The 26,243-nt window shown below is 67.0% G+C and carries 20 protein-coding genes; 4 read left to right on the top strand and 16 right to left on the bottom strand.

The window, feature by feature from the left end:
• Nucleotide 1 precedes the first annotated feature (1 nt).
• From ACSC1R_RS17345 to ACSC1R_RS17320, 6 genes are all read right to left on the bottom strand, one after another.
• Entirely contained in the window at nt 2–1,546 is a 1,545-nt protein-coding gene (locus tag ACSC1R_RS17345) for an acyl-CoA carboxylase subunit beta (protein WP_439028740.1), read from the bottom strand.
• A gap of 218 nt (nt 1,547–1,764) precedes the next feature.
• Nucleotides 1,765–3,165 carry a sodium-dependent transporter gene (locus ACSC1R_RS17340; RefSeq protein WP_439026977.1) on the bottom strand — a complete coding sequence of 467 codons (1,401 nt, stop codon included), beginning with the start codon at nt 3,163–3,165 and terminating at the stop codon, nt 1,765–1,767.
• A 209-nt stretch (nt 3,166–3,374) separates the two neighbouring features.
• On the bottom strand, nt 3,375–4,748 hold the full coding sequence (locus ACSC1R_RS17335) for a sodium-dependent transporter (protein WP_439026976.1): 1,374 nt from the start codon (nt 4,746–4,748) through the stop codon (nt 3,375–3,377).
• Between the two features lie 143 nt (nt 4,749–4,891).
• Nucleotides 4,892–6,334: an MATE family efflux transporter gene (locus ACSC1R_RS17330; protein WP_439026975.1), complete on the bottom strand. Its 1,443-nt coding sequence runs from the start codon at nt 6,332–6,334 to the stop codon at nt 4,892–4,894.
• Nucleotides 6,334–6,966 carry a TetR/AcrR family transcriptional regulator gene (locus ACSC1R_RS17325; RefSeq protein ID WP_439026974.1) on the bottom strand — a complete coding sequence of 211 codons (633 nt, stop codon included), beginning with the start codon at nt 6,964–6,966 and terminating at the stop codon, nt 6,334–6,336. Before ACSC1R_RS17325 ends, ACSC1R_RS17330 begins: the two co-directional genes overlap by 1 nt.
• 115 nt (nt 6,967–7,081) lie before the next feature.
• A complete protein-coding gene (locus tag ACSC1R_RS17320; protein WP_439026973.1) occupies nt 7,082–8,377 on the bottom strand; it encodes a M48 family metallopeptidase in 1,296 nt (431 codons plus the stop codon).
• 126 nt (nt 8,378–8,503) lie between these two features.
• On the opposite strand from ACSC1R_RS17320, the gene ACSC1R_RS17315 reads away from it, so the two are divergent.
• Entirely contained in the window at nt 8,504–10,255 is a 1,752-nt protein-coding gene (locus ACSC1R_RS17315) for a histidine kinase N-terminal 7TM domain-containing protein (protein WP_439026972.1), read from the top strand.
• On the opposite strand, the gene ACSC1R_RS17310 is transcribed toward ACSC1R_RS17315, so the two are convergent.
• The 8 genes from ACSC1R_RS17310 to ACSC1R_RS17275 all read right to left on the bottom strand — a co-directional run bounded on the left by ACSC1R_RS17310 (nt 10,240) and on the right by ACSC1R_RS17275 (nt 20,551).
• Nucleotides 10,240–10,944: an SDR family oxidoreductase gene (locus tag ACSC1R_RS17310; RefSeq protein WP_439026971.1), complete on the bottom strand. Its 705-nt coding sequence runs from the start codon at nt 10,942–10,944 to the stop codon at nt 10,240–10,242. The two genes, ACSC1R_RS17315 and ACSC1R_RS17310, sit on opposite strands and share 16 nt — an antisense overlap.
• Before the next feature lie 78 nt (nt 10,945–11,022).
• The gene (locus tag ACSC1R_RS17305; protein WP_439026970.1) at nt 11,023–11,682 is read right to left on the bottom strand and encodes a helix-turn-helix domain-containing protein; all 660 of its coding nucleotides are present in this window, start codon (nt 11,680–11,682) and stop codon (nt 11,023–11,025) included.
• A gap of 51 nt (nt 11,683–11,733) precedes the next feature.
• Nucleotides 11,734–12,165: an SCP2 sterol-binding domain-containing protein gene (locus ACSC1R_RS17300; protein WP_439026969.1), complete on the bottom strand. Its 432-nt coding sequence runs from the start codon at nt 12,163–12,165 to the stop codon at nt 11,734–11,736.
• A gap of 171 nt (nt 12,166–12,336) precedes the next feature.
• A complete protein-coding gene (locus ACSC1R_RS17295; RefSeq protein ID WP_439026968.1) occupies nt 12,337–13,404 on the bottom strand; it encodes a zinc-dependent alcohol dehydrogenase family protein in 1,068 nt (355 codons plus the stop codon).
• Nucleotides 13,405–13,513: 109 nt separating this feature from the next.
• Nucleotides 13,514–15,031 (bottom strand): aldehyde dehydrogenase family protein, encoded by a 1,518-nt coding sequence (locus ACSC1R_RS17290; protein ID WP_439026967.1) that lies wholly within the window; start codon nt 15,029–15,031, stop codon nt 13,514–13,516.
• Complete coding sequence (locus tag ACSC1R_RS17285; RefSeq protein ID WP_439026966.1) at nt 15,028–16,125, bottom strand: mandelate racemase/muconate lactonizing enzyme family protein; 1,098 nt, start codon at nt 16,123–16,125, stop codon at nt 15,028–15,030. Before ACSC1R_RS17285 ends, ACSC1R_RS17290 begins: the two co-directional genes overlap by 4 nt.
• A gap of 87 nt (nt 16,126–16,212) precedes the next feature.
• Nucleotides 16,213–18,138: an endonuclease/exonuclease/phosphatase family protein gene (locus ACSC1R_RS17280; RefSeq protein WP_439026965.1), complete on the bottom strand. Its 1,926-nt coding sequence runs from the start codon at nt 18,136–18,138 to the stop codon at nt 16,213–16,215.
• Nucleotides 18,139–18,232: 94 nt separating this feature from the next.
• Nucleotides 18,233–20,551, bottom strand: coding sequence for a PAS domain-containing protein (locus tag ACSC1R_RS17275; RefSeq protein ID WP_439026964.1), 2,319 nt, complete (start codon nt 20,549–20,551; stop codon nt 18,233–18,235).
• 151 nt (nt 20,552–20,702) lie between these two features.
• On the opposite strand from ACSC1R_RS17275, the gene ACSC1R_RS17270 reads away from it, so the two are divergent.
• Nucleotides 20,703–21,368 carry a glycerophosphodiester phosphodiesterase gene (locus ACSC1R_RS17270; RefSeq protein WP_439026963.1) on the top strand — a complete coding sequence of 222 codons (666 nt, stop codon included), beginning with the start codon at nt 20,703–20,705 and terminating at the stop codon, nt 21,366–21,368.
• A 38-nt stretch (nt 21,369–21,406) separates the two neighbouring features.
• Here the strand turns inward: ACSC1R_RS17270 and ACSC1R_RS17265 are convergent, their stop codons facing one another.
• The gene (locus ACSC1R_RS17265; RefSeq protein ID WP_439026962.1) at nt 21,407–22,861 is read right to left on the bottom strand and encodes a DASH family cryptochrome; all 1,455 of its coding nucleotides are present in this window, start codon (nt 22,859–22,861) and stop codon (nt 21,407–21,409) included.
• A gap of 41 nt (nt 22,862–22,902) precedes the next feature.
• Nucleotides 22,903–23,301 carry a secondary thiamine-phosphate synthase enzyme YjbQ gene (locus ACSC1R_RS17260; protein ID WP_439026961.1) on the bottom strand — a complete coding sequence of 133 codons (399 nt, stop codon included), beginning with the start codon at nt 23,299–23,301 and terminating at the stop codon, nt 22,903–22,905.
• A 177-nt stretch (nt 23,302–23,478) separates the two neighbouring features.
• Between ACSC1R_RS17260 and ACSC1R_RS17255 the strand changes: the two genes are divergently transcribed.
• The gene (locus ACSC1R_RS17255; RefSeq protein WP_439026960.1) at nt 23,479–24,810 is read left to right on the top strand and encodes a DUF7827 domain-containing protein; all 1,332 of its coding nucleotides are present in this window, start codon (nt 23,479–23,481) and stop codon (nt 24,808–24,810) included.
• Nucleotides 24,811–24,872: 62 nt separating this feature from the next.
• Nucleotides 24,873–26,168: a hypothetical protein gene (locus ACSC1R_RS17250; RefSeq protein ID WP_439026959.1), complete on the top strand. Its 1,296-nt coding sequence runs from the start codon at nt 24,873–24,875 to the stop codon at nt 26,166–26,168.
• The last annotated feature ends 75 nt before the right edge of the window (nt 26,169–26,243 follow it).

Raw genomic sequence — 26,243 nt, 5'->3', positions numbered from 1 at the left:
ATCAGAGCGGGATGTTGCCGTGCTTCTTGTCGGGCTGGTCCTCCCGCTTGGACTTCAGCATGTGCAGGTCGTCGATGAGCCGCGGTCGGGTCTCGGTCGGTTCGATGACGTCGTCGAGGAAGCCTTTGTCCGTCGCGGTGTAGGGGTTCGCGAACTCGTCGCGGTACTCCTCGATGAGTTCGTCCCGCAGCGAGTCGGGGTCGTCGGCTTCGGCGAGTTCGTTTCGGTAGAGCAGGTTGACGGCACCCTGGGGGCCCATGACGGCGATTTCGGCCGTGGGCCAGGCGTAGTTCACGTCCGACCCGAGGTTCTTCGACGCCATGACACAGTACGCGCCACCGTACGCCTTCCGGGTGATGACCGTCAGGAGGGGGACCGTCGCCTCGGAGTAGGCGTACAGCAGCTTCGCCCCGTGGCGGATGATGCCGCGGTGTTCCTGGTCGGTGCCGGGCATGTACCCCGGTACGTCGACGAACGTGACGATGGGGATGTTGAAGGAGTCACAGAAGCGGACGAACCGCGAGCCCTTCATCGAGGCGTCGACGGTGAGGGTCCCCGCGTTCGCCTTCGGCTGGTTGCCGACGATACCGACCGAGTGCCCGTCGAGGCGGGCGAAGCCGACGACGATGTTCTTCGCGAAGTCCTCCTGCACCTCGAAGAACGAGCCCTCGTCGACGATGGAGCCGACGACGTCCGTCATGTCGTAGGGCTTTTGCGGGCTGTCGGGGACGATCTCCTCCAGTGCGTCGTCGCGGCGCTCCGGGTCGTCCCAGGGCTCGACCCGCGGCGGGTCCTCGACGTTGTTGCTCGGGAGGTACGACAGCAGCGTCTTGATCTGGTCCAGCGCGTCCTCGTCGGACTCGCAGGCGAACTCCGCGACACCCGTCTTGCTGGCGTGGGTCATCGCCCCACCGAGCTCGTCGTGGGTCACGTCCTCGCCGGTGACGGTCTTCGTCACGCCGGGACCAGTGATGTACATGTAGCTGGTGTCTTTCACCATGAAGATGAAGTCTGTGATGGACGGGGAGTACACCGCCCCGCCGGCACACGGACCCATGATGCCCGAAATCTGGGGGATGACGCCCGAGGCCATCTGGTTCCGGTGGAAGATTTCGGTGAACCCGGCGAGGGCCTTGACGCCCTCCTGGATGCGGGCCCCGGCGGAGTCGTTCAGCCCGACGATGGGGGCACCGACCTCCATGGCCATGTCCATCACCTTGGTAATCTTCTCGGCGAACACCTCGCCCAGCGACCCACCGAAGACGGTGAAGTCGTGCGCGAAGACGAACACCTTGCGCCCGTCGACCTCACCGTAGCCGGTGACGACGCCGTCGCCGAGTATCTTCTTCTCTTCCATCCCGAAGTTGTGGGAGTTGTGGGTCCGGAGCTGGTCGAACTCGTGGAACGTGCCGTCGTCGAGGAAGTAGTCGATGCGTTCGCGGGCCGTCATCTTGCCCTTCTCGTGCTGGGACTCGATGCGGTCCTCGCCGCCGCCTTTGAGCGCCTCCGCTCGCAGCTCTTCGAGTTCCTCGATGCGGTCTTCCATCGTCATGGTGACCACCCTGCAATCATTGGTCGAAACCACTCCCACTGGCGTCAAAAGGTTTCCCCAACGAGGTGGGACACGTTGCACGGATGCGTTCGCCCGACTCGCACCCGCTGTCGGGTGTTCGACCGGTCGAGAACGACGGTTTCACCGGGCACATTCGAGGTGCACGAGACGAAGTCACCGAATGCGTCTGCAAGAAGAGACGGGCCGTCGCGTCAGGCCGTGCTCGCGAACCGTTCGACACCGCCGACGACCGCCAGGCCGACGACGAGCGCGGCCAGCGCGACGTACTCGGTACCGACCTGGTACTCGAAGTAGCCGAGGAGGCCGTTGAACAGCGTAAACAGCAGGAAGGGCGGGAGAACGACGCCGATGAGGAGTCGCCACAAGTCCCCGAGCCCGGTCGAGAATCGGGTGCCGAGCGTGAACTCCTCGACGGCGTCACCGCCGAGCACCCACGCGGCGAAGACGACGAACGCGAACAGGCCGGTGGTCAGGAGCACGTCCACGACCGGACCGGCGAGGATGCCGAACAGCTGGGCGTTGAACGCGCTCGCGGTCCCGGTGACGAGGACCAGCCCGGCGAGGCCGGCGGTCGCGGTCTTTCGCTCGAACCCGTGCTCGTCGACGAGGTAGGCGACGGGAATCTCCAGCATCGAGATGGACGACGAGAGTGCGGCCAGCGCGACCACGGCGAAGAACCCCAGCGCGAGGACCCGGCCGCCGGGCAGTTCCGAGAACGCGGTCGCCACGCCGACGAACAACGCGCCGGGACCGCTCGTCGCGGGGTCGACGTTGGGCGTCGAGAACAGCAGCGGGAGGACGACGAACCCCGCGAGGACGCCGACACCGGTGTTGAGCAGTGCGATGATGCTCCCGTCCGCGGGGAGCGAGCGGTCCTCACCGATGTAGGAGGCGTAGGTTATCATCGTCCCGGCACCCACCGAGAGGGTGAACAGCGCCTGCCCGGACGCCGACAGCAGGATGTCGAGCGCGTTCGCCTGCACGTAGGCGGCGTCGAACGTGAGGTAGAAGTCGTACGCCTCGGCCGCGCCCGAGAGCCCACCAGCCCAGACGGCGAGTGCGCCGAGCATCAGGATGACGATGGGCATCATGACCGTCGTCGCGCGCTCGATACCGCCCCGCACCCCGCCCGCGACGATGCCCGCCGTGATGGCGAGGAAGAGGACGTGAAAGCCTGCCGCGCCGAGACCGTAGTTGATGCTCTCGAAGTACGCACCGGGGGCGTCGAAGTAGGCCCCGGTCGCACTCGCGAGGAAGTACCGGATGATCCAGCCGCCGACGACGCTGTAGAACGACAGGAGGACGAGGCCGGCCAGGACCGTGATGAGACCGACTTTCCCCCAGTGCTCCGACCCAGAGAGCGAGCGGAGCGCGCCGACGGGACTCTTGCCCGCGCGCCGACCGATGGCGAACTCTGCGAGCAGGCCCGGGACGCCGACGCCCAGGACGATTGCCAGGTACAGTACCAGGAACGCGCTCCCGCCGTTCTCCGCCGTCATCCAGGGGAACCGCCAGATGTTCCCCAGGCCGACAGCGCTCCCGACGGCGGCGAGGATGAAACCGATTCGTGACGTCCACGATTCACGTGCCATTGTGAGCCACTGCCTGACTCTCCGTAATAGTGGTTGCGGACCGTAAAACCGTCAAATCGTCGTTATCACACCGTATGGTCGGCCTACTGCTGGTTTCCGTTTTGTATCTCTGCGAAAAATAGGTGTCCGCCGAGGATTCGTAATCGTGTTCAACGGTGGCGTGTGACCTGCCACCAGTCTCCCGTGTGTGGGATGGCCGGACGTGGAACCTACAGCGCGATGACCGGCTCGGCCAGCACCTTCCCGAGCACGAGGAGTTCCTGCACACCGAGGAGCAAGGTCACGATGACGGCGAGGCTGACGACGGTCCGCATCGCCCAGATCCAGCCTGTGGCCGCCTCGCGGCCCGCGTCGCTCCCTTTCGTGAGTTCGACCGACGCCTGGTCGTCGCGGAGCCAGCCGACGAAGACGAGCACGCCGAGCACCGAGACGGGCAAGAGCAGGTCGTACGCGACGAGGTTGAACCAGCTGAGTGCGCCGATGCCGGCGAAGGTCAGCGAGGCGCTGAACGCCGACGGGATGCCGAGCAGGAAGACGGCGAGGCCGAACATGGCTGCCGCGGGCTTGCGCTCCCAGCCGGTGTTCTGGGTGATGAACGAGACGACGACCTCCAGCAGCGAGATGGCCGACGAGAGCGCGGCCAGCAGGAGGATGCCGAAGAAGACCACGCCGAGGACCCGGCCCGCCGGCAGCTGGCCGAACGCCTCCGCCATCACGGTGAAGATGACGCCCGCGCCGCCGGAGCTACTGATCTCGGAGACCGGCATCTGCGAGGCGAGGATGGGGAAGACGACGAGGCCGGCGAGCACACCGACCAGCGTGTTCAGGACGACGATGAGGCCGCCGTCGACCGGCAGCGAGTCGTCGTCGCTCAGGTAGGAGGCGTAGGTGACCATCGCACCCATCCCGAGCGAGAGCGTGAAGAAGGCCTGCCCGACTGCGGACGGCAGGACGGACCAGAAGTTCTCGGCGAGGGTTCCGAGGTCGGGGGTGAGGTAGTAGGCGTACCCGGCGGCCGCGCCGTCGAGCGTGAACGCCCAGGCGCCGAGGCCGAGCAACAGGACGACGATGCTCGGGACCATCAGCTTCGTTCCCATCTCGATGCCGTCTTCGACGCCCAGCGCGACGACGCCGACGACGAGCGCCATGAAGACCGCGTGGAGCGCGAGCGCGGTCGGACCGCTGGAGATGGTGCCGAAGTACCCGCCGGGGTCGGCGAAGTACGCGCCCTGGGCGCTCCCGAAGATGTACCGGATGACCCAGCCGCCCACGACACTGTAGAACGACAGGATCCAGAACGCGGTGAACACGCCGAGGCCACCGACGACCGACCACGAATCACCGCCGAGTTCGCGGAAGGCGTCGACCGGGTTGCGCTCGGTGCTCCGGCCGACGACGAACTCCGCGAGCATCGCCGGGAAGCCGATGAGCATGACGGCGGCGAGGTAGACGACGACGAACGCCGAACCGCCGTTACTTGCAGCCTGGAACGGGAACTGCCAGATGTTCCCCAGGCCGACCGCACTGCCGACCGCGGCGAGGATGAACCCCGCTCGCGTGCTCCATGTCTCTCGTTCGCTCATGTGTGTGGATAGCGCTCACCGATTGCGGTTGATAAACTGCCTGTTACCGCTGTACAGTTCATCATTAGTCGATACAGATATCGCTTGACAGCTCAGCGACGAAGAAGGACGGCCAAATTCTCTTTAGACGTGAATCGACTCGCCTAGTCGTCCGTGGGTGACGGTTCGACCGCGCCCCGCCCACGAACGTCGGCACCGCGCCACGAGCCGCGGCGGAACCAGGCGAACGCGATGGCCGCACCGAGCGTGTTCGAGACGACGAACGACGCCCAGATACCGGCCTGTCCCGTGGCGAACGGGACCCACGCGGCGAAGGGGTCGATACCCCGCGAGAGCACGTACGCGATGGGCAGGCGGATGATGCCGAGCATCGTGATGGCGATGGCGGCCGACACCATCGTCTTCCCGGAGCCGCGGAACGCGCCGTTGTACGAGCGCATCACGCCGATGAAGCCGAACGTCGGGGCGACCACCCGGAGGAACGTCACGGCGATGTCCGTCACTTCCTCGTTGGGAGAGAGCGGGGCGACGATGGGTTCGGTGAACACGAAGACGACGAGTGCCAGGACCGACAGGGCCGCGAACATCCCGATTGCGGCGGTGTCGGCGGTCCGCTGGGCGCGGTCGTACTTGCCCGCGCCGATGTTCTGCCCGACCATCGTCTCGACGCCCTGCCCGACCGCGATGGCCGGGAGGAAGATGACACTGAAGATGCGGATACCGACGCCGAACGCCGCCACGAAGCCCGAAGAGAAGATGGCGACGACGATGAGCATCAGGTTCACCGAGACCGACCGGCCGGTCCCCTCGATGGACGCGGGGACCCCGATGCCGAGCATCTTCTTGAAAAAGCGGAAGTCGGGACGCATCTGGGAGAACCGAATCTGGACGCCGCGGTTCCCGCGAAGCATGATGGCCATCCCGACCACCGTCGCGACGAACCGGGAGATGACGGTGGCGATGGCTGCCCCCTGCACGCCGAGGCCGTCCGGAATGGGCCCGAAGCCGAAGATGAACAGCGGGTCGATGACGACGTTCAGGACGACCGTCCCGAACATCACGAGCATCGGCGTGATGGTGTCGCCGTAGCCTCGCATCAGCGAGATGAACACGAAGAACCCGAACAGGAACGGCATCCCGAGCGCGATGACCTCCATGTACTGGGTCGCCTCCCGGAGGACCGCCCCGCGTGCGCCGAGGGTCCACAGCACCGTGTCGACCGCGAAGAAGCCGACGATGCCCAGTATCGTGGAGGCGACGAACGCGAACATGACGGTCTGGGAGGCGGCGTACTCCGCCTCTCTCGGTTCCTCGGCACCGGTGTGCTGGGCGACGAGGACGCTCCCGGCCACCGAGAGGCCCATCCCGAGCGAGATGAGCAGGAACACCATCGGGAAGCCGAAGGTGATGGCCGCCAGCGCCACCTCGTTGACCTGTGCCAGCCAGAAGGTGTCCGCGAGGTTGTAGGCGGTCTGGAGCAGGTTCGTGATGACGATAGGGAGCGAGAGGAAAAACAGGGGTTTCGCGATGTCGCCCGAGGTGAGGTCCATCTCCTCTTTCCCCTTGAACAGGTCCGAGAGGCCCATCAGTCGTCACCTCTGCGGACGTGACGGTCGAGGTACTCGTCGAGTTCGGCTCTGGTGGCCGGGACGCCACCGTCGTCGTCGCGGGTGACGCGCTGGCTCCGGATGCCGTTCACGAGCGCCAGGAGGAAGGCCGCGGTCTGGTCGGGGTCTACGTCCGCGAACGTCCCGTCATCGACGCCGTCCCGGAGGATGTCGGCGAAGCGGTCCCGGAGGACGATATCGTGCTCGGTGAACTGTTCGCGGTACGCGGGGTCGTGTGAGGCCTGCGCTCGGAGTTCGACCATCGCGCTCGTGAAGGCGTGTTTCTCCGGGTCGATGTCGACCGGGACGACCCGGTCCAGCAGGTCCTCGAGCCGGTCGGTCGGGTCCGAACAGCCCGCACAGGTCGTCTCCTGTTCGAAGTGCTCGACCATGTACTGCAGAAAGTCCACGAGGAGGTCGTCCTTCCCGTCGTAGTGGTGATAGAGCAGCGACTTCGACTTCTCGAACTCGTCGGCGATTCGTTGTATCGTCAGGTTCGCGTACCCGTGGCTCGTGAGGGCCTCGTAGGTCGCCCGCATGATGGCGGCCCGTGTGTCCTCTGGGGCAGCCGCGAACAACTGCGTCTCTCCCATCGTTGACTGAATGTTCATTCAGCCAGCTACTTGAAGGACGCTACATCCCGCCCGTCTTGCCGCTACGAGTGTGGTGACAGACACCGCGAGAAGGAGTATCACGCCCGTGTCGACGCCGGGTGCAGCACCGAACTCAGTCCGCCGTCGGCGCGTCCTCCCCGGTCGCCCCGTCGCTGGCCGACTCACCGCCCTCTCCCATCGCCTCGATGTACCGGATTCGCTCCGGAATCGGCGGGTGGTCGTAGTGGAACGTCTCGTAGAGCGGGTGCGGGAACGGATTCGACATGTTCTCGCTTGCGAGGTTGGCAAGCGCGCCCGCCATGGGCGACGACCCCATCGTCTCCACCGCGAAAGTGTCCGCCTCGCGCTCGTAGGCGAGCGAGAAGTAGTTCTGGATGGGCGAGGTCAACTGCATGACCGGCCCGACGAACAGGATGGCGACGAACAGTCCGGCGTACGCGACCTCCGGCAGGCCGAACATCGTGTAGAGCCAGCCCTGGCTCACGAGGTAGCCCAGCACGCCGAAGACGACCGCGAACTGGACCGCCGCCAGCGCGACGAACTTCCAGATGTGCCCGCGCTTCCAGTGCGCCAGTTCGTGTGCCAGGACGGCCTGTATCTCGTCGACCTCCATCTGGTCGACCAGGGTGTCGTACAGCACCACGCGCTTGGTCCGGCCGAAGCCGGTGAAGTAGGCGTTCGAGTGGCCCGAGCGCTTGCTCGCGTCCATCTCGTACACCTGGTCACAGCGGAAGCCGGCACGCTCGAACACCTCGTCGACCGCGTCCCGGAGGTCTGACTCTTCGACGGCCGTGAAGTCGTTGAACAGCGGGTCGATGACGCGCGGTTTGATGACCAACATTGCGAGCGAGAAGGCGACGACGAGCGCCCAGGCCGCGGCGGGCCAGTACGTGGGCAGGGCGCTCACGAACCAGAGGACCGCCCCGGCGAGCACCGAGACGATGAGGGTGCTCAGGACCAGCCCGAGCACGAAATCCTTGACCCACAGCCGCGGGGTCTGGTTGTTGAACCCGAACTGCTCTTCGACCACGAACGTCCCGTAGAGGTCGAACGGGATGTTCACCAGCTGGCCCGCGACGAGCAACAGCGCGACGAAGACGACGCCCTGAGCGAGTTCCGGCAAGCCGCTCGCGGTGAGGGCCGCGACCACGTCGCCGACGAGTCCGGTGTAGAGGGCGACGAGCAAGAAGCCGAGGCCGACCCACGTCTCGACCAGCGAGAGCCCGGTCCGGGCACGCTGGTAGTCCAGCACCGCGTCCAGGTCGTCGACCCCGAGCGTCTCGTGCATCCACTCGGACTCGGCGCGGGCGGTCGCCGCGCCGTACCTGACGTTCAACACGGACAGGAGGGTGAAGAAGGCCTCCGTCCCGACCAGCAACACGACGAACAGGACGTGATACTCCAGCATCAGGAGTACTGTAGGGCCCCCGAGGAAAAAACGCCGTTGCTCGGGTGCGCCGTCTGGTCACCGGCGACCCAGTGCGACCCTGTTAGACACAACGGCCAAGTAGCAGGACTCGCTCTTTGAGATATCGTGTTCGCGGTCTCGTGGCCCTTCGCCGGCTCGTTCGCGGCTGGAGTGGCCAACCTCGCCTTCCTCTGGTACCTCCGTGACTTCCGCGACAAGCCCGGTGCCGAGTGGTTCTTCGGGGTCATCCTCGGGCAGGTCGTCCTCTGTTTCTCGCAGGCGGTCGCGATGCTGGTGTTCGAGCCGCTCTGGCTCCGCGAAGCGCTGGAGATGCTGTTCTGGCTGGCCGGGTCGGTCGTGGTCGTCGGCTACCTCGGGTTCGCGGCGGCGTACACCGGGCGCGGGCACCTCGTCAGGACCTGGTGGTTCCGGGCCGTCGCGCTGTTCGGCCTCGCGTTCGACCTGCTGGTCGTCACGAACCCGTGGCACCACCTCGTCTGGCAGAACTTCCGGCTCGACCCCATCTACGGCGCGGCGACGGTCTCGTACGTCCACTCGCCCCTGATTCGCTTCCAGTACGCCGGCATCGTCGTCGTCTCGGTGGTCGGGATGGCGCTGTTGCTGGACACCGTGCTCAGCTTCGGGCCGCTGTACCGCAAACAGGCCGCGGCCGTCGCGCTGACACCCATTCCGCCGCTGACCGCGTTTACCGTCTGGACGTTCGACCTCGGCCCCGCTCCGCAACTCAATCTGGTCCCGCTCATGTTCCTGCCGCACATCGCACTGGACACCTACGCGCTCTTCCGGAGCGACATGTTCGAGTTCAGCCCGACGACGCGGCGGACCGGCGAACGCGCCGCTCTGGACGACCTCGGCAGTCCGATCATCGTCGTCGACGAGAAGGGTCGCATCGTCACGCTGAACGCGCCCGCCGAGGCCGCGCTGGGCGTCGACAAGCGGGCCGCGCTCACCGACCAGCTCGTGGACTACCTCGGCGTCGACGACATCGACTTCGGCGCGAGCGACCAGTCGCTCACGCTGGCGCGAGCGGACGGGTACGCGACCTACAAGCTGGTCACGTCGCCGCTTCGGGACGCCGCCGACACCCACGTCGGCTACACCGTCTTGCTCCAGGATATCACCGAGGAGATACGGCGGAAACAGCGTCTCACCGTCCTGAATCGGGTTCTGCGCCACAACCTCCGGAACGACCTGACCGTCGTGCAGGGCTACCTGCAGGGGGCGGCCGACCTCGTGGACGACGACGAGGTGCTGTGGATGCTCTCGACCGCCGAAGACGAGACGCGCGGGCTCATCGAACTCGGAGAGAAGGCCCGGACCATCGAGCAGACGATGGGCGGGGACGTGACCGGCCGAGACCCGGTCGCGATGGCCGACCTGCTCGCTGACGTCGGCGACCGACTCGAGGCCGCGGTCGATGGCGGCCGGGTCACCGTCGCGGTTCCCGACGCGTTCCAGCTGGAGACCAACCGCGAGCTCGTCGAGGTCGTGTTCGCGAACCTGGCCGAGAACGGTCTCGAACACGACCACGGGGACGACCCCCACGTGACCGTCACCCTGGTCGCGGTCGAGGACGACGGGACCGCCGTCTTCGCCGTCGCGGACGAGGGGCCGGGCATCCCCGAGCACGAGCGACAGGTCATCGACGCCGGCGAGGAGACCGCGCTGGCCCACGGGAGCGGCCTCGGCCTGTGGCTGGTCAACTGGGGCGTGTCGGCGCTGGGCGGCAGCGTCTCGTTCGAGACCGGCGAGGACGCGGACGAATCCGAGAAGAGCGGCGGGACGACCGCCGTGGTCCGACTGCCGGGTGCGGTTCCGGGGTCGGTCGAGCAGGCCCTCCCTCAGGCCTCGCCGTAGACCGGCACTGCGGCACCACTCGTCACGCTGGCCGCGTCCGAGCAGAGGAACAGCATCACCTGCGCCACGTCGGCGGGGTCGACCCACTCGTCCTTCGGCGTCATCATCTCCCGGTTCATGGGCGTATCGAGCACCGAGGGCATCACGCAGTTCGCCCGCACCTCCCCACGATTCTCCTCGGCGAGCGTCTCGGTCAGGAGCCGGATGCCCGCCTTGGTGATGCGGTAGGGGCCGTCGCCCTCACCGCCTTCCAGTGACGACCGCGCCGAAACCGAGACGATGGCGCCCTCACGCTCGCGCAGGTGCGGCAGGGCGTGCTTCGAGGCGAGGAACGCCGACTTCAGGTTGACGTTCACCAGGAACTCGAACTCCGCGAGGTCGGTCTCCTCGATGGGGTTTCCGCCGCGCCAGGTGCCGGCCACGTTGCAGAGGAAGTCGATGCGGCCGTGGTCCGAGACGACGTTGTCGACCAGCGTCTCGATGCCGAGTTCGTCGGTCAGGTCGGTCTCGTAGAAGTGGGTGTCGTCGTCCACGTCGAGCAGCGAGTTCTCGTCGCTGGGCGGGACGATGTCCACGGCACAGACGGTCGCACCGGCCTCGCGGAAGGCGGCGACGACGGCACTGCCGAGTGCCCCGGATGCTCCCGTCACGATGGCGACGCGGTCGGAGAAGTCGAAGGTTACCGACATGGCTAGAGACAGGCACGCAAGGCGTATAAAGGTCGTCTCGGGGACACGTCGGCGAACCTTCGTCTTCGCTCCCGTAGCTCACCCATCCAGCAGCGAACTCACGACCCGCGCCTCCGCCCGGCGCAACAGTTCGTTCGCGGTACTCGGCGAACAGTCGAGGACCTCCCCGATGTCCTCGAACGACGCCTGCCGCGGTGTCTCGTAGAACCCCAGCGCGTGGGCCGCTTCCAGCGCCTCGCGCTGGCGGTCGGTGAGCCGCGAGAGCGCCGCGGGTTCCCCGGGCCGATACCCACCGGTCCACTCGACCTCGATGGGGACCTCGACATCCGTCACGTCCGCGAACGCGGCCTGCAGGGCGTCCCCGTCACCCGCCACGGTCACACAGAGCCCGTCGTCGGTCACCCGGAGCGGCGGGTCCAGCAGCAGCCGATGCTCGTCGAGAATCTGGAGCAGCGCGCTCACCGACGCCTGCTCGGCGACGTTCACGAAGACGTAGTACTGGTCCGGGGCCGCCGAGACCACGTCGTGTTGCAACACCTCCTCGTGGGCCGTGAGCACCTCCCCGATGGCCGCCTCGTCGCCGCCGGAGACGCGGTACAGCATCGCGTAGGTCCCGTCCGCCAGCCACTCCAGGTGCTGGATGCCCTCGCGGGTCACACCCGGAATCCCCGCGAGCGCTTCGTCCACGCCCGGGAAGGCTCCCTCGGCCGGTCGGAGTCGCAGCCCAACGGACTTCATGGCCGTAACTGGCGTCGCTATCGCTTATAAAATCGAGGTCGGAACTCGCGTTCAGTACTCGAACTCGGTGTCTATCTCGGCGGCGTTCTCGGTCATCACGACCGCCGCGTTGGAGTACTGCAGCACCTTCTGCATGTCACCGTCGAGGTCGAAGCGTCCGCCCATCATGCCCTCGATAGCGTCGAGGTCGCCGTGGACCAGCTCCTTCCAGTCGGAGTAGCTGCCCCTGAAGGCGAAGCCCCAGTCCACGTCGTCCTCGCTGTCGACCTGCTTCGCCTCGGTGCACTCGCCGTCTTCGAGGTCGACGTAGAGGACGACGGAATCGCCGTCGTACAGGTTGTCGGGCTCGATGACGAACAGGAACGAGCCGTTGAAACCGACGCCCCAGCCCGCGCCGACCTCGCTGTATCGCTCGGACTCGTTGAGTTTGTCCTGCCACGCCTCGATCCATGCGCCCGCCTCGCTGGGCATCGCGATTGTCATGGCCGGGGATTCTCTCTGCGCTGTCTTACTCGTTCCGCCGGATGGAGTCGTGTTTTTATGTTTGGTGTGTCGTCACGGGCCATCCGTTCTGCTCCCGGTGTACGAGGGAGTGTCGGTCGGTCGAGACTGGGTGGATTCCGACACGTCGTCGACTCGCGCCGATGTGGTTCTTCAGAACGTATCGCAGACCGGAATCCCGACCGTATCGTAGTCGCCCAGATTCTCGATGACGCCGGGCACCTCGTCCAGTGAAATCCGCTCGCTCACGATTCGCCCGGGTTCCAGCTTCCCCGTCTCCATCATCCGGAATATCTCGTCGTACTCGTTCGGCGGCGTGCCGAACGACCCGTAGAACTCGCGCTCGTCGGTGACCATCGTGTCCACCGGCAGGGAGACCTGCCCGCCTTCGTCGCTCGTGGTCATGCCGATCTGGAGGTGCTGGCCGCCCTTTCCCAGCGAGTTCATCGCGTTCTGGCAGGTCTCGGCGATGCCCAGTGCGTCGACCGCGATGTCGGCTCCTCTCGACGATTCGGTGTGCTTTTTGACCGCCTGTGGCACGTCCTCGACCTCGGTCACGTCTACGACCCGGTCCGCGCCGAGTTCGCGGGCGCGCTCCAGTTTCTCCTCGGCGAGGTCGACCGCGATGACGTTCGCGCCGAGGGCGTCGGCGATGTGGACCGCGGAGAGGCCGACACCACCACAGCCATGTACTGCGACCCAGTCGCCGGGCGTCACGTCGACCCGGTGGACCAGTCCGTGGAAGGCGGTCGCGAACCGGCAGCCGAGGCCGGCCACGTCCACGGGGTCCACCCCGTCGGGCAGTTTCACGACGTTGTGGTCGGCGTTCCTGACGGGGTAGTACTCCGCGAACGCGCCGCCCTGGATGGGCAAAAAGCCCATCGGGACCGACCGTTCGCAAATGTTCCCGCGACCGCTCCGGCAGTGGTGACACGAGCCACAGCCGAGGTTGAAGGGATTCGTGACGCGGTCGCCGGGGCGGAAGCGGTCGACGTTCTCGCCGACCTCGACGACGGTCCCGGCGGGTTCGTGGCCGAAGACGAGCCCCGGTGTGGGCATCATCCCGATCCACTGCCAGTCGCCCTGCCAGGCGTGCCAGTCGCTCCGGCACACCCCGCAGGCCTCGGTCTCGACGACGATTCCGTCCGCATCACACTCGGGTCGGTCGACCTCCTCGACCGACAGCGGTTCACCGGTTCCCTGGAAGACGACTGCGCGCATTGGTATGGGGAATCCTTCAGGGTATAGCAGCTTAAATGTAATGATTAAATATTATAAAAATGGCCGGTGCTGTCGCTCGGGAGCCGCAGAAACCACACCCCAACCAGCCTCAGCCCAGGTTCGGGATGTCGCCGAAGCTCATCTTCACCGTCTTCGTCTGCTGGTAGGCTTCCATGGCCTCGACCGCCAGCTCGCGGCCGATACCGGACTGCTTGTAGCCGCCATACGGTGCGGGCTCGAACATGTCGTTGTAGGTGTTCACCCAGACCATCCCGGCTTCGAGGTCGCGCGAGACCTCGTGGGCCGTGTTCAGGTCGGCGGTCCAGACCCCGGCCGCAAGCCCATACTCGGTGTCGTTGGCGCGCTCGACGACTTCTTCCGTACTTCCGAACTCGAACACCGCCAGCACCGGGCCGAACACCTCGTCACACGAGAGTTGCGAGTCGTCGTCCACGTTGCCGAAGACGACGGGAGGAACGAACGGCGCATCCGCGAGTTCCCCGGGAACCGGCTTCTCCAGCAGGACACTCGCGCCCTCGGCCTTCGCGGTCTCGACGTGGTCCTGCACCTCCGCCTGGTGGTCGAAGTCCACCATCGGCCCGATATCGGTCAGGGGCGAGAGCGGGTCGCCGACGGTCAGCTCCTCGACGCGGGCCGCGAACCGCTCCATGAACTCCTCTCTCACATCCTCGTGAAGGAACAGCCGCGAACCGGCGGTACACTGCTGACCCTGGTTGAAGAAGATGCTCACGAGCGTCCCTTCGACGGCCTCGTCGAGGTCCGCGTCGGGAAAGACGATGTTCGGGCTCTTGCCGCCCAACTCCAGCGAGACGGGGTGGATGTGCTCGGCCGCGTTCCGCATCGCGGCCTGTCCCGCGCCGGTCCCGCCAGTCAGACTCACCTTCCCGACGCCCTCGTGGCCGGTGATGGCGTCGCCGACCACGCTCCCGGCACCAGTCACCACGTTCAGTGCGCCGGGCGGGAGCACCCGGTCGACTATCTTCGCGATCTCCAGCGTCGAGAGCACCGCCCGCGAGGACGGCTTGTAGACGACGCTGTTGCCCGCCGCGAGAGCGGGTCCGAGCTTCCAGGCGACGAACATCGCCGGGAAGTTCCACGCGCTGATGCAGCCGACGACGCCGAAGGGCTCCTGTCTGGTGTGGATGAGCTTGTCGTCGCCGGACGGTGGCACCCGTCCCTCGTCGGCGGTCCGGGCGAGGCTGGCGAAGTGCCGGAACTGGTCGATGAGGATGGTCGTGTCGACGAACAGCGAGTGCTTGTTCGGCTTGCCCACTTCGAGGCTGTCCAGCCGGGCGATGCGGGCCTTCTGGGCTTCGAGTTCGTCGGCAATCTCGTGGAGTAACTCGGCGCGCTGCTGGGGCGTCTTCTCCCCCCACGACCCCTCGAAGGCCGTCTGGGCGGCCGCCACGGCACGGTCGACGTCTTCACGGGTGCCCTGCTGGAATCGTGCGAGCTCCTCGCCCGTCGTCGCGTCCGTGGTCGCGGTGGTCTCGCCAGACCCGCTTTCGACCCACTCGCCGCCGACGAGGTGGCCGTACTCGTCCTCGGGAATCGCCTCTGTGGCGACGCGTCGGTGTTTCTCGACCACGTCTTCGGGGAGGCTCATTCCGGAAGCACCTCCCGGTCGAGCGAGATTCCAAGTCCCGGTCCGTCCGGTGGCGTCACGTACCCGTCGTCGTGGTCGAGCGTCTCCTCCAGCAGGAAGTCACGCGCCTCACAATCCCACGGCGGCTCCATCGGGAACTCACACCACGGCGACCCGGCGACGGCCATCACGTGCAGGTTCGCCGCGAAGCCGATACCGTTCGTCCAGGTGTGCGGGACGAACTCGACGCCGTGGTCGGCGGCCCGGGAGGCGACGTTCACGCCACCGCGAATCCCGGTCGCCAGCGCGGCATCGGGCTGGACCACGTCGAGCGCCCCGCGGTCGAGAAACTCGTGGAAGTGATGCAGGCCGTTGTTGAACTCGCCGCCGGCGATGGGCACCGTCGTCGCCTCCCGGAGCCGGGCGTAGTTGTCGTACTCGTGCCGGGGCAGGGGCTCCTCCAGCCACTCGATGCCGCCCACGTCCTCCAGGTCGCGGGCGAAGCGCAGGGCGTCCTTGTACGACCAGCGTTCCTCCTCCTGCATGATGCGGACCGCCCAGCCCTTGTTGGCGTCGACCATCAGGGGCAGGTCCGGAAACGCGTCACGAATCTCGCGGACGATATCGATGTCGTCGGTCCGGGTCACACGCAGCTTCACCGCCTGGAACCCCTCGTCGACCCGGTCCTGGATGTACTCGATGCGCTCTTTTGGGTCCTGCACCTCGCCGGTGCTGGCGTAGCACGGAATCGGGTCGTCGCTCCCGCCCAGAATCTCGTACACTGGCTTGTCGGCTGCCTTCCCGATGATGTCCCAGAGCGCGAGTTCGATGTGCCACGGGCGCGGCCCGATGAGGTCGATGCTCTGGAGTTTGCGACGAATCGAATCGACGTCGTGGGGGTCTTCACCCGTCAGAAACAGCGACAGTGGTGTCTCGTACGCCAGTCCGCCGGCGAAACTCGGACTCGCCGTGATGCCGGTGATGCCGTCGTCCGTCTCGACCTCGAACAGCTCCACCTCGTGGCTCGACTGCGGGTAGCCCGGAATCCACGTGGGCTGGAACGACCCGTCCAGCGGGTGGCTCAGGTGGTGCTGGGTGACGCCGGTTATCTGCATATGGCACTAGCTCACACGCTGTTCACCTAAGGATTCAGACGGATGGGTGGGGGACTTTATCAGCGGGTCGCCCCCGAAGCGGTTCGGTCATCGCCTGAGTGTCGCCGTCACGGCGCGGTGGTCGGAGTCCTCGCCGTCGCCGTGGGCGGCCGCGTCGGTGACCGACCAGCCGTCGGCCGTCCAGACGTAGTCGATGCGCATGGTCGGGTCGGCGGCGGGCCAGGTCCCACCGCCCTGTTCTGCGTTTCCGGCGGCGACCCACGCGTCGGAGAAGGAGTCGGCCATGACGGTGTAGGCCGGGTCGGTACCGGGTTCGACGTTGAAGTCACCGAGGACGACGGCGTCCGCGTCGGTGCCAGCCAGTTCGACCACCGCGTTCGCCTCCTCGCCTTGCATCTCGATGGCTTCTGGCGTCCCTTCCTGTTGCGTCTGGAGGTGGGTCACGACCACCGGGAGGTCTCCAGCAGGCGTGTCGAGCGTCACTCGAAGCGCGAGCCGAGGCGGCGACTGGTACGTCGGGAGCGAGACGACCTCGCTGTCGACGACCGGCCAGACTGAGAGTATGGCGACGCCGTAACTCGCGGCCGACGTGGGCGCACCGTAGTGGTAGTGATAGCCGAGTCGGTCGGCCAGCCAGCGGACACCGTCGACGTTACCAGAGGTGATGCGGTTGCCCTCCGACTCCTGCAGGCCGACGACGTGTGCGCCGCTTTGCTCGATGACGCCAAGCACCTCGTCGAGGTTGTACTCACCGCGGTCGCCCGCGAGGAACTGGTGGACGTTGTAGGTCATCGCCGTCACTTCGGTTCCGTCGGGTGCGCTGGCGGACCCGGTCCGGCTGGACAGCGAGAGCGTCCCGGCACCGAGCGCGGCCGCCCCGACGGCGGTCATGGCCGAGCGTCGGACGGGGTCCGGCGTCGGCTGCTGTCCGCTGGCGGGCTCCCGGAACCCGTGGCTGACGCGGAGGCCCTGCGCGAGCACCGCAAGCGGGAGCAGGGCACCCAGAACGAACAGGAAGTGTGCCGCCCGGCCGTGGGTCAGTGCGAACACGGGCCCGGGCATGTACTCCGCGTTCAGGGCGGAGACGTGGAGGAAGAGCACCACGACGGCGAGAAACTGCAGGCCGAGCGTCGCCGGCCATCCCCGCGAGGACGCCCGCGCACCCGCCACGCCCTGCGCGAGTAGGCCGACCGCGAGCGCCTGTGCTGGCAAGGCGGCGAGTGGGCCGACCAGGTCGAGCCAGAGGAGGTCCGCCAGCGAGAGCAAGAAGAGCCCGCCCAGAAGGGGGCTCGTCCGTCGCCCGGGGACGCCGCGCAGGGCGAGGTACCCGGTCCCGACCACCAGTCCGGCCACCGCGGCACCGGCGGTGAGTTCGTACGACCGAAGTTGCCAGGTCGCGAGGACCGATGGTGTCCCGAGGAAGGCAGCTTCGACGAAGACGAACAGCGCCAGCGGGCCGAGGTCGACGGTGTCGACAGATTCGGCCGGGAGACCATCACGGACCTGCCACACGGTCGATGCTGTGACCCCCACCGCGACCGCGAGCAGGAGCCCCTGTCCGACGGTCGTCGCGTAGGCTGGCGACCCGCCGAGTGCGTTCCTGGCGGCGACCAACACGAGCAGTCCCGTCACGACACCCGGTGTCACGCTCTCGGGTGAGCGACGGAGCGCGACGACGAACAGCGGCAGTACGACGAACTGGACGCCCAGGGTCGCCAGAGCCGCCTGTGCTGGTGGGGTGACCATCGAGACCGCAACCAGCACTGGCACCGTCAGCGACCCGACCGCGAGGAGCGTGTCTCGACGCGCGCCGGTCGCATCGACGACCGGGAGAATCCACGCGGTCGCCAGCAGGAACAGCAACAGGGCGGTCGCGTTCGGGCCGCCGAGCGAGAAGTTGAGGAGGTAGATTCGCGAGACGGTCTGCTCGAACGCCGCGACGGTGACGACGACGAGAGCCGCCGCGGAGAACGCGACCAGCAACGAGTCGGTGCGTGAGGTCGTCGATGACACGATGTGATGTATACTCAATCTGGACGACAGTGAAAGATGTTACGGCCACGTTTCGTTAATAAACGTAGACAAATTAGAACGGGAAGGAACGTTTCTATCGTTCTGTACGAGGTTTCGTTCGGATTTCGAAACGCGCACCGCCGTCCGTGCCGGAGACGAGGTCTAGCTCCCAGCCGTGGGCGTCGACGATGAGGGCGACGATGGCGAGGCCGAACCCGGTCCCGTCGCTCGACCCCGTGACACCCCGTTCGAAGACCGCCTCGCGCTGGTCCGGTGGGATGCCGACGCCGTCGTCTTCGACGAAGAAACCGACGTCCGGGGGGTCGAGCCGGCCGACCCTGACGGTGAGCTGCTCGGTCGCCAACTCACCCCTGTGGTCGGGCCCACCGTGTTCGACCGAATTACGGAACAGGTTCTCGAAGAGCTGTTGCAAACGTACCTGGTCGGCGTCGATGGTACCCAGGTCGTCCGCGAGCGATAGTGACGCGCCCGCGGTGTCGACGACGCTCCAGGAAATCGTCGCGACGGCGGCGAGGTCAAGCGGCTCGGTCTCACCGAGGACGCGGCCCTGCCGGGCCAGTTCGAGCACGTCGGTCACCAGCTCGTCCATCCGGTCCAGGGCGGTCGCGATTTCGGTCGTGTAATCCGCGTCCTCGTCGGCCTCGGCCAGCGAGAGGTACGTCTTGGCGATAGAGAGCGGGTTCCGGAGGTCGTGACTGACGACGCTCGCGAACTCGTCGAGGCGTTCGTTCTGGCGGGCGAGCGCTGCCTCCCGGTCACGGAGTGCTTCGACGCGGTCGAGGCGGTCGAGCATCGTCTCGACCGTCGCTGCGAGAACCTTCCCGAGTGCCTCGTCCTGGGGTGGGAGCGTCTCGTCGGTCGTCCCGACGACGACGACGCCGTGACGGCCCAGCGGCAGGACGAAGTCACCCCACGGGACGCGGTCGCCCGACGACGTAATCTCGGTCACGTCGGTGCGCACCTCGTCGCCCACGAACGCCTGCCAGGCCACCCCGTCGTCGTGGGGAATCGGCTCCGGGTCACCGGCGACTGCCACGAGGTCGTCAGACCACGCCAGGGGGACGAGTTCGTCGCGCTGCGGGTCGAAGTCGTACACACACGTCAGGGAGTAGTCGAGCACGTCCGCGAACAGTTCGACCGCGAGTTCGGCCACTTCGGTCGGCGATTCGGTGAGGAGTAACCGTTCGTTTCCCCGGTACAACGCCGAGAGCCGTTCGGCGTTCCGGCGCTCTTCGGTCACGTCGGCCCCGACGTTGATGACGCCCTCGACCGCGCCGGCCTCGTCGTACAGCGCCGCGTGCGTGACCTCGTATCGATAGGGTCGTCCGTCGACCCGGAGGGTGACCTCGGAGGTGATGGTCTCACCGGTCTGCATCGCCCGTTCGTCGTGTGCCCACGCTTCGGCCGCTGCGTCCTCGTCGACGAGGTCTTCGAGCCGCTTCCCCAGGATGCCGTCTCTCCCCGGTCCGTCCGCCACCGCGGCAGCCGCGTTGACGAACACGTGTCTCCCGTCGGGGGTCTTGATGGTGACGAGGTCCGGAATCGAATCGACGACCGCTCCCAGCCGCCGCTCGGTGGCACGGAGGTCTGCCAGCTGTCTGGTCTGCACCAGGGCATGAGTGACGACGCGGCCGAGGGCGTCCAGCGTCGGAGGTGCGACCCGTTCGCCCGAGAGCACGAGGACGCCGAGCGGGTCCGTCTCGGTGGCGAGAGAGACGACGGCGTCACCGTCGACCGAGACGCTCTCCACCGACGTGCCGTCTACCGACACACCGACACCGACGCGTTCCCTCGTGGCCGTGAACTGGTCGGTCGCGTCGGCGGGGACGGTCGTGACGGTTCCCGCGGTCGCCCCGGTTTCGCCGTCGACGAGCAGCGCCCACGACCCGTCACAGGCCTGGCAGCCGACCAGCGCGTCACAGGTCGCCGCGAGCACTTCGGCCCCGGTCGTCGCATCCACGAGTGCCGTCGCGACCTCGCCGACCACGTCGCTCGTCGGTCGTCGCTCCGGCGAGAGGTGTCGAACCAGTCGCCGCACGAGCACGTCCGGGTCGTCGACGACCGTCCGCGTCGACAGCACCTCGGTGACGCCTCTCGTCAGTGCCTCGCGTGCGACGTCGTCGTCGTCCGCGACGAACACGCTCACGCAGTCGTCGCTCTCGCCCGTGACGGTTCCACCGGCCAGAGCGTCGAGCAGGTCGATGCCCTCGTCACCGTCCAGGGTGGTCCCGACCACCAGACAGTGGACACGCTCGTCGATGGTCGACAGTGTCTCGGAGAGCGTCGTCGTCAGGAATACGTCGTAGCGTCCCTGGTCGGCGAGTGTGGTCGACACCCGTTCGACCCACTCCTCTCCGGACCCGTCGGCGAGACAGACCCGGACCGGGTTCATAGTGTAGTGTTGGCAGGCGACGTAGAAGACCGTTGCTAGCGGTTGGAGCCGGCCTCTGGCACCCACACCGTCTCCGGCGGGCGAGTGAGGTGGCCGGCGTCGGCTGGTTACAGGAGTAACGTGTAAACCGTTCGCCCACGACGTTCCAGTCGTGCGACTGATTGCGCATCGTGGGTTCGCGTCCGAGGCCCCCGAGAACACCGTCGCTGCCGTCGAACACGCCGTGTCGGCCGGTGCCGACGTCGTCGAGGTCGACGTTCGGCGGTGCGCCTCCGGCGACGTCGTCGTCCACCACGACGAGACCGTCGACCGGGTCACCGACGGGCGCGGACCGGTTTCGGCCCACTCCTTCGCCGACCTGCAGGGACTGACGGTCCTCGGCTCCGGAGACGGCGTTCCGTCGCTGTCGCAGGTACTCGACGTACTTCCCGCGGACGTGGGCATCAACGTCGAACTCAAGGAGACCGGACTGGCGGCCGACGTGGCTGCCTTGCTCGCCGACCACGAGGGGGACGCGATGGTCTCGTCGTTTCAGGAGGCTGCCCTGCGAGAGATGCGCGAGGCCGACCCGTCGGTCCCGACCGCGTACCTCACCGACCGGTTCCGGGACCGTCCCGTCTCGACCGCCCGCGACCTCGGCTGTTCGTTCGTCCACCCGCACTACCGTCTCTGTCTGCTGTCGCGACTGGTCGAGCGAGCCCACGACGCTGGCCTGGAGGTGAACGTCTGGACCATCCGCCACGCGGCCATCGCCAGACTGCTCGACCTCCGGGGGGTCGACGGCGTCACCTCTGACCGGAGCGGAATACTGGACTGAACAGCAGCCCTGTCGGGCTGTCTCGTCTCGGTGGACGCCTACTCGGGGTGGTCGTAGGTTCGGTCGAGGCGGACCATCGGTTCCGGGTAGTCGGTACCGAGTTCGAGGCCGTGCTCGCGACGCTGGTGTCGTGGCACGGTCCACGGCTCGTGAGCGTACTCGGCGGGCAGCGAGTCCAGTGCGGGAATCCACCGCTTTACGTACTCGGCGTCGGGGTCGTACCGGTTCGCCTGCCAGAGGATATCGAAGTACCTGTCCCGCGAGTCGTTACCGACGCCCGCGATGTACGCCCAGTTCCCGTAGTTCGAGCAGGGGTCGTAGTCGACCAGTTTCGTCTCGAAGTAGGCCGCGCCGCGCCGCCAGTCGAGTCGCAGGTTGTTCGCGAGGAAGGAGGCGGCGTTCTGGCGGGCGCGGTTGCTCACGTACCCCGTCTCGTTCAGTTCACGCATCGCGGCGTCGACGAACGGGATGCCGGTCTGGCCGGTCGCCCAGAGTCGGAACCGCTGGTCGTCCCAGAGCCAGCGGCTGTCGGCCCGGTTCCTGATTCCCTCGCGCCGGAAGTGCTGGCTCCCGTGTTTGCGGAACTGGAACTGGAAGAAGTCGCGCCAGCACAGTTCGAAGCCGAGCCAGTACGTCGAGTCGTTCGCCACGCGCTCGACTTCGTAGCGTGTGACCTCGTCGTAGACGTACCGCGGCGAGAGACAGCCCAGGGCCAGCCACGGCGAGAACTTCGAGGAGTAGTCGGCCCCCACGAGGCCGTTCCGTGTCTCTTTGTACTCCCGCAGGTGGTCACCCTCCCAGAGGTACGCTTCGACGCGCTCCAGCGCCCGGGTTTCCCCACCCTCGAAGGCCAGTGCCCCCCGGTCGTCGGCGGTGGCCGGCTCGGTCCCGTGCGGGGCGGTCGGCACGTCGCCGAGCTCCTGCTCCGTGACGGACGACGGCAGCGGGGGCAGGTCGGGCACGGGAAGCGGGTCGCGAACCGTGGATTCGGCTTCGACGGCCTTCCGGAACGGCGTGAACGTGTCGTCGATGGCCTGCGGGTCGGTCGGCAGGTCGTCGACGTGATAGAGTGTGTGCCCCCAGTGCGAGTGTCCCTCGACACCTGCTTCCTGGAGGTGCTCCGCCACGGCCGATTCGACGGCCTGCTCCTCGCTCGTCGGGTACGTGTGGAGGTGGAGGTCGTCGACACCGTGGGCCGCCGCGACCTCGGGGAGCACCGCCTCTGGTCGCCCCTCACGGACCAGCAGGTCACTGCCGTGTTCCCGGAGTCGCGTTCGGAGGTTGGTGATGCTCTCGGTGAGAAATCTGGTCCGAAAGCCGCCGGTCTTCTCGTACGAGAACGAGTCCGGCCCACCGTACTCCCGTTTGCCGAACTCGCGCGGGTCGAAACAGTAGACCGGCAGTAGCGCGTCCGCTTCTGACGCTGCCACCAGTGCCGGATTGTCGTGGCAGCGCAGGTCCCGTCGAAACCAGACGAGCGCCGTCTGTGTCATACCACCTCTAGGATTCGTTCCCGCTTGTACCGACTCCCGGACTAGTTAGCCCCCGTGACAGCGACGACCACGTTTCGGGTCCGCGGGCCGTCGCACTCGACGAACAGCACGGACTGCCACGTCCCGAGCATCGGCTCTCCCTCGTCGACCGGGATGGTCACGTCCGACCCGAGGACCGCCGCCCGCAGGTGGGAGTCGGCGTTGTCGTCGATGCGGTCGTGGTGCCAGCCCTCGTCGGGCACCAGTCCCTCGACGAAGTGGGCGATGTCCTCGCGGAGTCCGGACTCGGCTTCCTGCAAGACGACGCCGGCCGTCGTGTGCTGGACGTAGACAGTGCAGAGGCCGCTCGCGTCGGCCGGAATCGCCTCCCAGACCTGTTCGGTCACGTCCACGGTCGTCGTCCGCTCGTCGGTCTCGACGCTGAACCGTTCGATGTGCATACGAGACGTTGGCCCTCCGGTCGCAAGAGGCTTGGCTGGAGGAGCGTGGGCTGTTCAGGTTCCGCAGGCATCCTCGCGGGAACACCGCTGCACCGTGGCTGCAGCGAGCACCCGCTCGCATACTCGCGGGAACGCGAACCTTTTACGTCGACCACCACTCCCTTCGGGATAGCGCAGATGCGGTTGCGACTGACAGCCACAGTGGTCTTCGCGCTCGCCCTCTGTTGGACGCCCGCCGTGGGCCTCTCGGCAGCGACGACCGGCGGGACTGGGACCGTCGAGACCACGACGCCCTGGAGCGTGCCCGACCGCATCGTCGACCAGCCGGGCGACCCCGTGGTGATACCGATTCGGCTGGACGACGACGAGACGACCGCGACGGTCACCCTCGGAAACGACTCCATCGGCTACCAGCTCGCGGTCACGGTCGTCGACGAGAACGGGGACGGCCGCGTGTTCCTGACGTGGAACACCTACTACGCCGGTGTCGTCGCAGACAGCGCCCTCGACCAGGTGGTCTCCGCCGGACTGGACGCTGTGACGAACGCGACACGGACCTCGGCCCAGCGGGTGGAACACCTCCCCCGTGGCAGGTATCCCTTCTCGATTTCACACGACGACGAGGAGGTCGCCAACGGTTCGGTCGTCCTGGAGGTCGACCACCTCCGGGGCCAGTCGCTGCAGGTGCTCGAAGGGCCACCCGAGGCGAACGCGACGACCGCCCTCGCACAGGCCTCGCTCTCCAGCGCAGTCGAACTCGACGAGTGGCTGTTCGTCGAGGTGAACGACTCCAGCATCCACGGCTACGTCGACGAGATTACCGACCTCACGGGCCGCGGGACCGAGGGCGTCACGATGCACATCCAGGAGACGAACGGTGGCCCGGCGGTCGACCTGACCGAGGCCGAGTTCATCCACCGTCCGCAACGGGACGTGTTCGTGCTCGCGTTCCCACCGAACACGAGTTCGCTTCGGGCCGAGGCGACCTACCGCGCGACGTTCACCGTCGCGGAGTCGAACCCATACGCGGTCACACAGGAGCGGGTGATGCAGGACTTCCAGGTGCTCGCCCCCGGGTCCGAACAGGACGGGGCGACCATCGAGGTGGTGGCCGTCGAGGCACCAGAGTCGGTCATCGAGGGTCGTGACGCCATGTTCACAGTCACGCTCCTGAACTCGGGCGAGCGGTCCGGCACCGCCGACCTGAACGTTTCGCTCGATTCGGTGACCACGACCCGCCAGATAACGCTCTCGCCACAGACCCGAACGACGGTGACGGTCCCCGTCGACACCGGGCCGCTCACGGAGGGGACCTACCCGTACCGTGTCTCGATCGTCGGCGGTGACCGGACCTTGACCGGCGACGTGAACGTCACCCTCACCGGTGACCCGCCGAACACGAACCCGACGCTGGCACCGCGAACCCAGGAAGGCCAGCCGGGCTTCGGCGTGGTCGCGGGACTGGTCGCGGTATCGTTGCTGGCGGCACGTGCCGTCAGTCGGTCGTAAACTGGCGGCCGTAAAATAACAGAAAACTTATCGGTCTGTTCTCGAGAAATAGGGACACAGCCATGCGACCCTCCCTCCGAGCGGCCAGCGTCGTCGTGCTGGTCGCCACCCTCGCCCTCCTCCCCGCATCGGCACCCGTGACAGCGACGGGTGGACCAACCGACCCGGTCTGTCCGCCGAGCCAGCAGTTCGACGGGACAGACGCTTTCGTCCCCGAGAACGAGTCCGGAAACGTCTCGATTCTGGCCTACGGCGTCGGTCCGAACGTCTCGAACACCGCGCTCCGCGGCGGTAATGCCGACCCGGTCGAACCGGTTCCCCTCGACGGGACCGTCGTCGTGGAGGTGCGTGCGCCGAACATCGCCACGGCCGACGAAGCGCCGACGGTCCGGTTCTCCTGGCGGTGCCTCTCGCTGGACCCGGACGAGGAGACGGTACTCCGAGGGGCCAGCGACGACGTCGTATATCTGCTGTACGACGACCTGCCGAGGTGGGACGTCCCCGACGAGGCAGACGATACGAACGTCTCCACGACGCTCTACCTCCCCGACTCGTATCCCGTCGACGACGGATACTCGCGACCGAGCGACCGTGTCGAGGTCCGGCTCTCGAAGCTCGAACTGGCCCAGGACGGGCCGGTCCACGTTCGACCCACGAAGGACGCGACGTTCGGTGGATGGAGTGGACTGGAACTCGGTGCCGCCGCGACGCTGACGCTCGAACGAAACGGGTCGGTCCTCGCACAGGAGTCACTGGAACTCGAAACGCACCAGTGGCAGACGACCGTCGACCTCTCGGCGGTCCCGAACGGGAGTCGGCTCGCGTATCGGCTGATGCACGATGGCGAGACCCACGACTACGGCATCGTCGTCGTCGACGAGACGCCGGTCAGCATCGAGTCCGTCCAGGTCCTCGAAGACGTTCGAGCGGGAGACGACCTCCCCGTCTCGGTCGTGGTTCGACACGACGGGCTGGACGAGGACTACCGAAACGTCACCGCCCGCATCGTCGACGCCGAGAACGGTGTCGTCATCGACTCGGATGGCGGCCTGACCAGGATTCCGGCCAGTGGGACGACGGAGCGAACGTTCGAATTGACCGCCCCGCCAGCACCGGGGAGCTACGAGGTCGAAGTCTCGCTCGGGGACCGCACGGTCACCCGGACCCTCATCGTCCACGGGACCGACACGGCGACGCCGGACCAGGCCGCACAGACGACTGCTACACCGTCGACCAGCACCGTCCCCGCCAGCGACCTCACCTTCGCCGAGGACCCCGGAAGCAGCGAGATACCCGGATTCGGCGTCCTGTCGGCGGCCCTGGCGCTCGCGATGGTTGGATTGCGGGCCCGGCACTGACCAGCACCGGAGAACTAACTCACCACCGTCAGCACGATTTCCCAGCAGAGTTCAACTATGTCCCCCCGACACGCC

The sequence above is a fragment of the Haloarchaeobius ordinarius genome, assembly GCF_051801355.1.
In the GTDB taxonomy this organism is placed as follows: domain Archaea; phylum Halobacteriota; class Halobacteria; order Halobacteriales; family Natrialbaceae; genus Haloarchaeobius.
The sequence above is the reverse complement of the archived record's forward strand: the minus strand, read 5'-3'. Positions and strand labels throughout refer to the sequence as shown.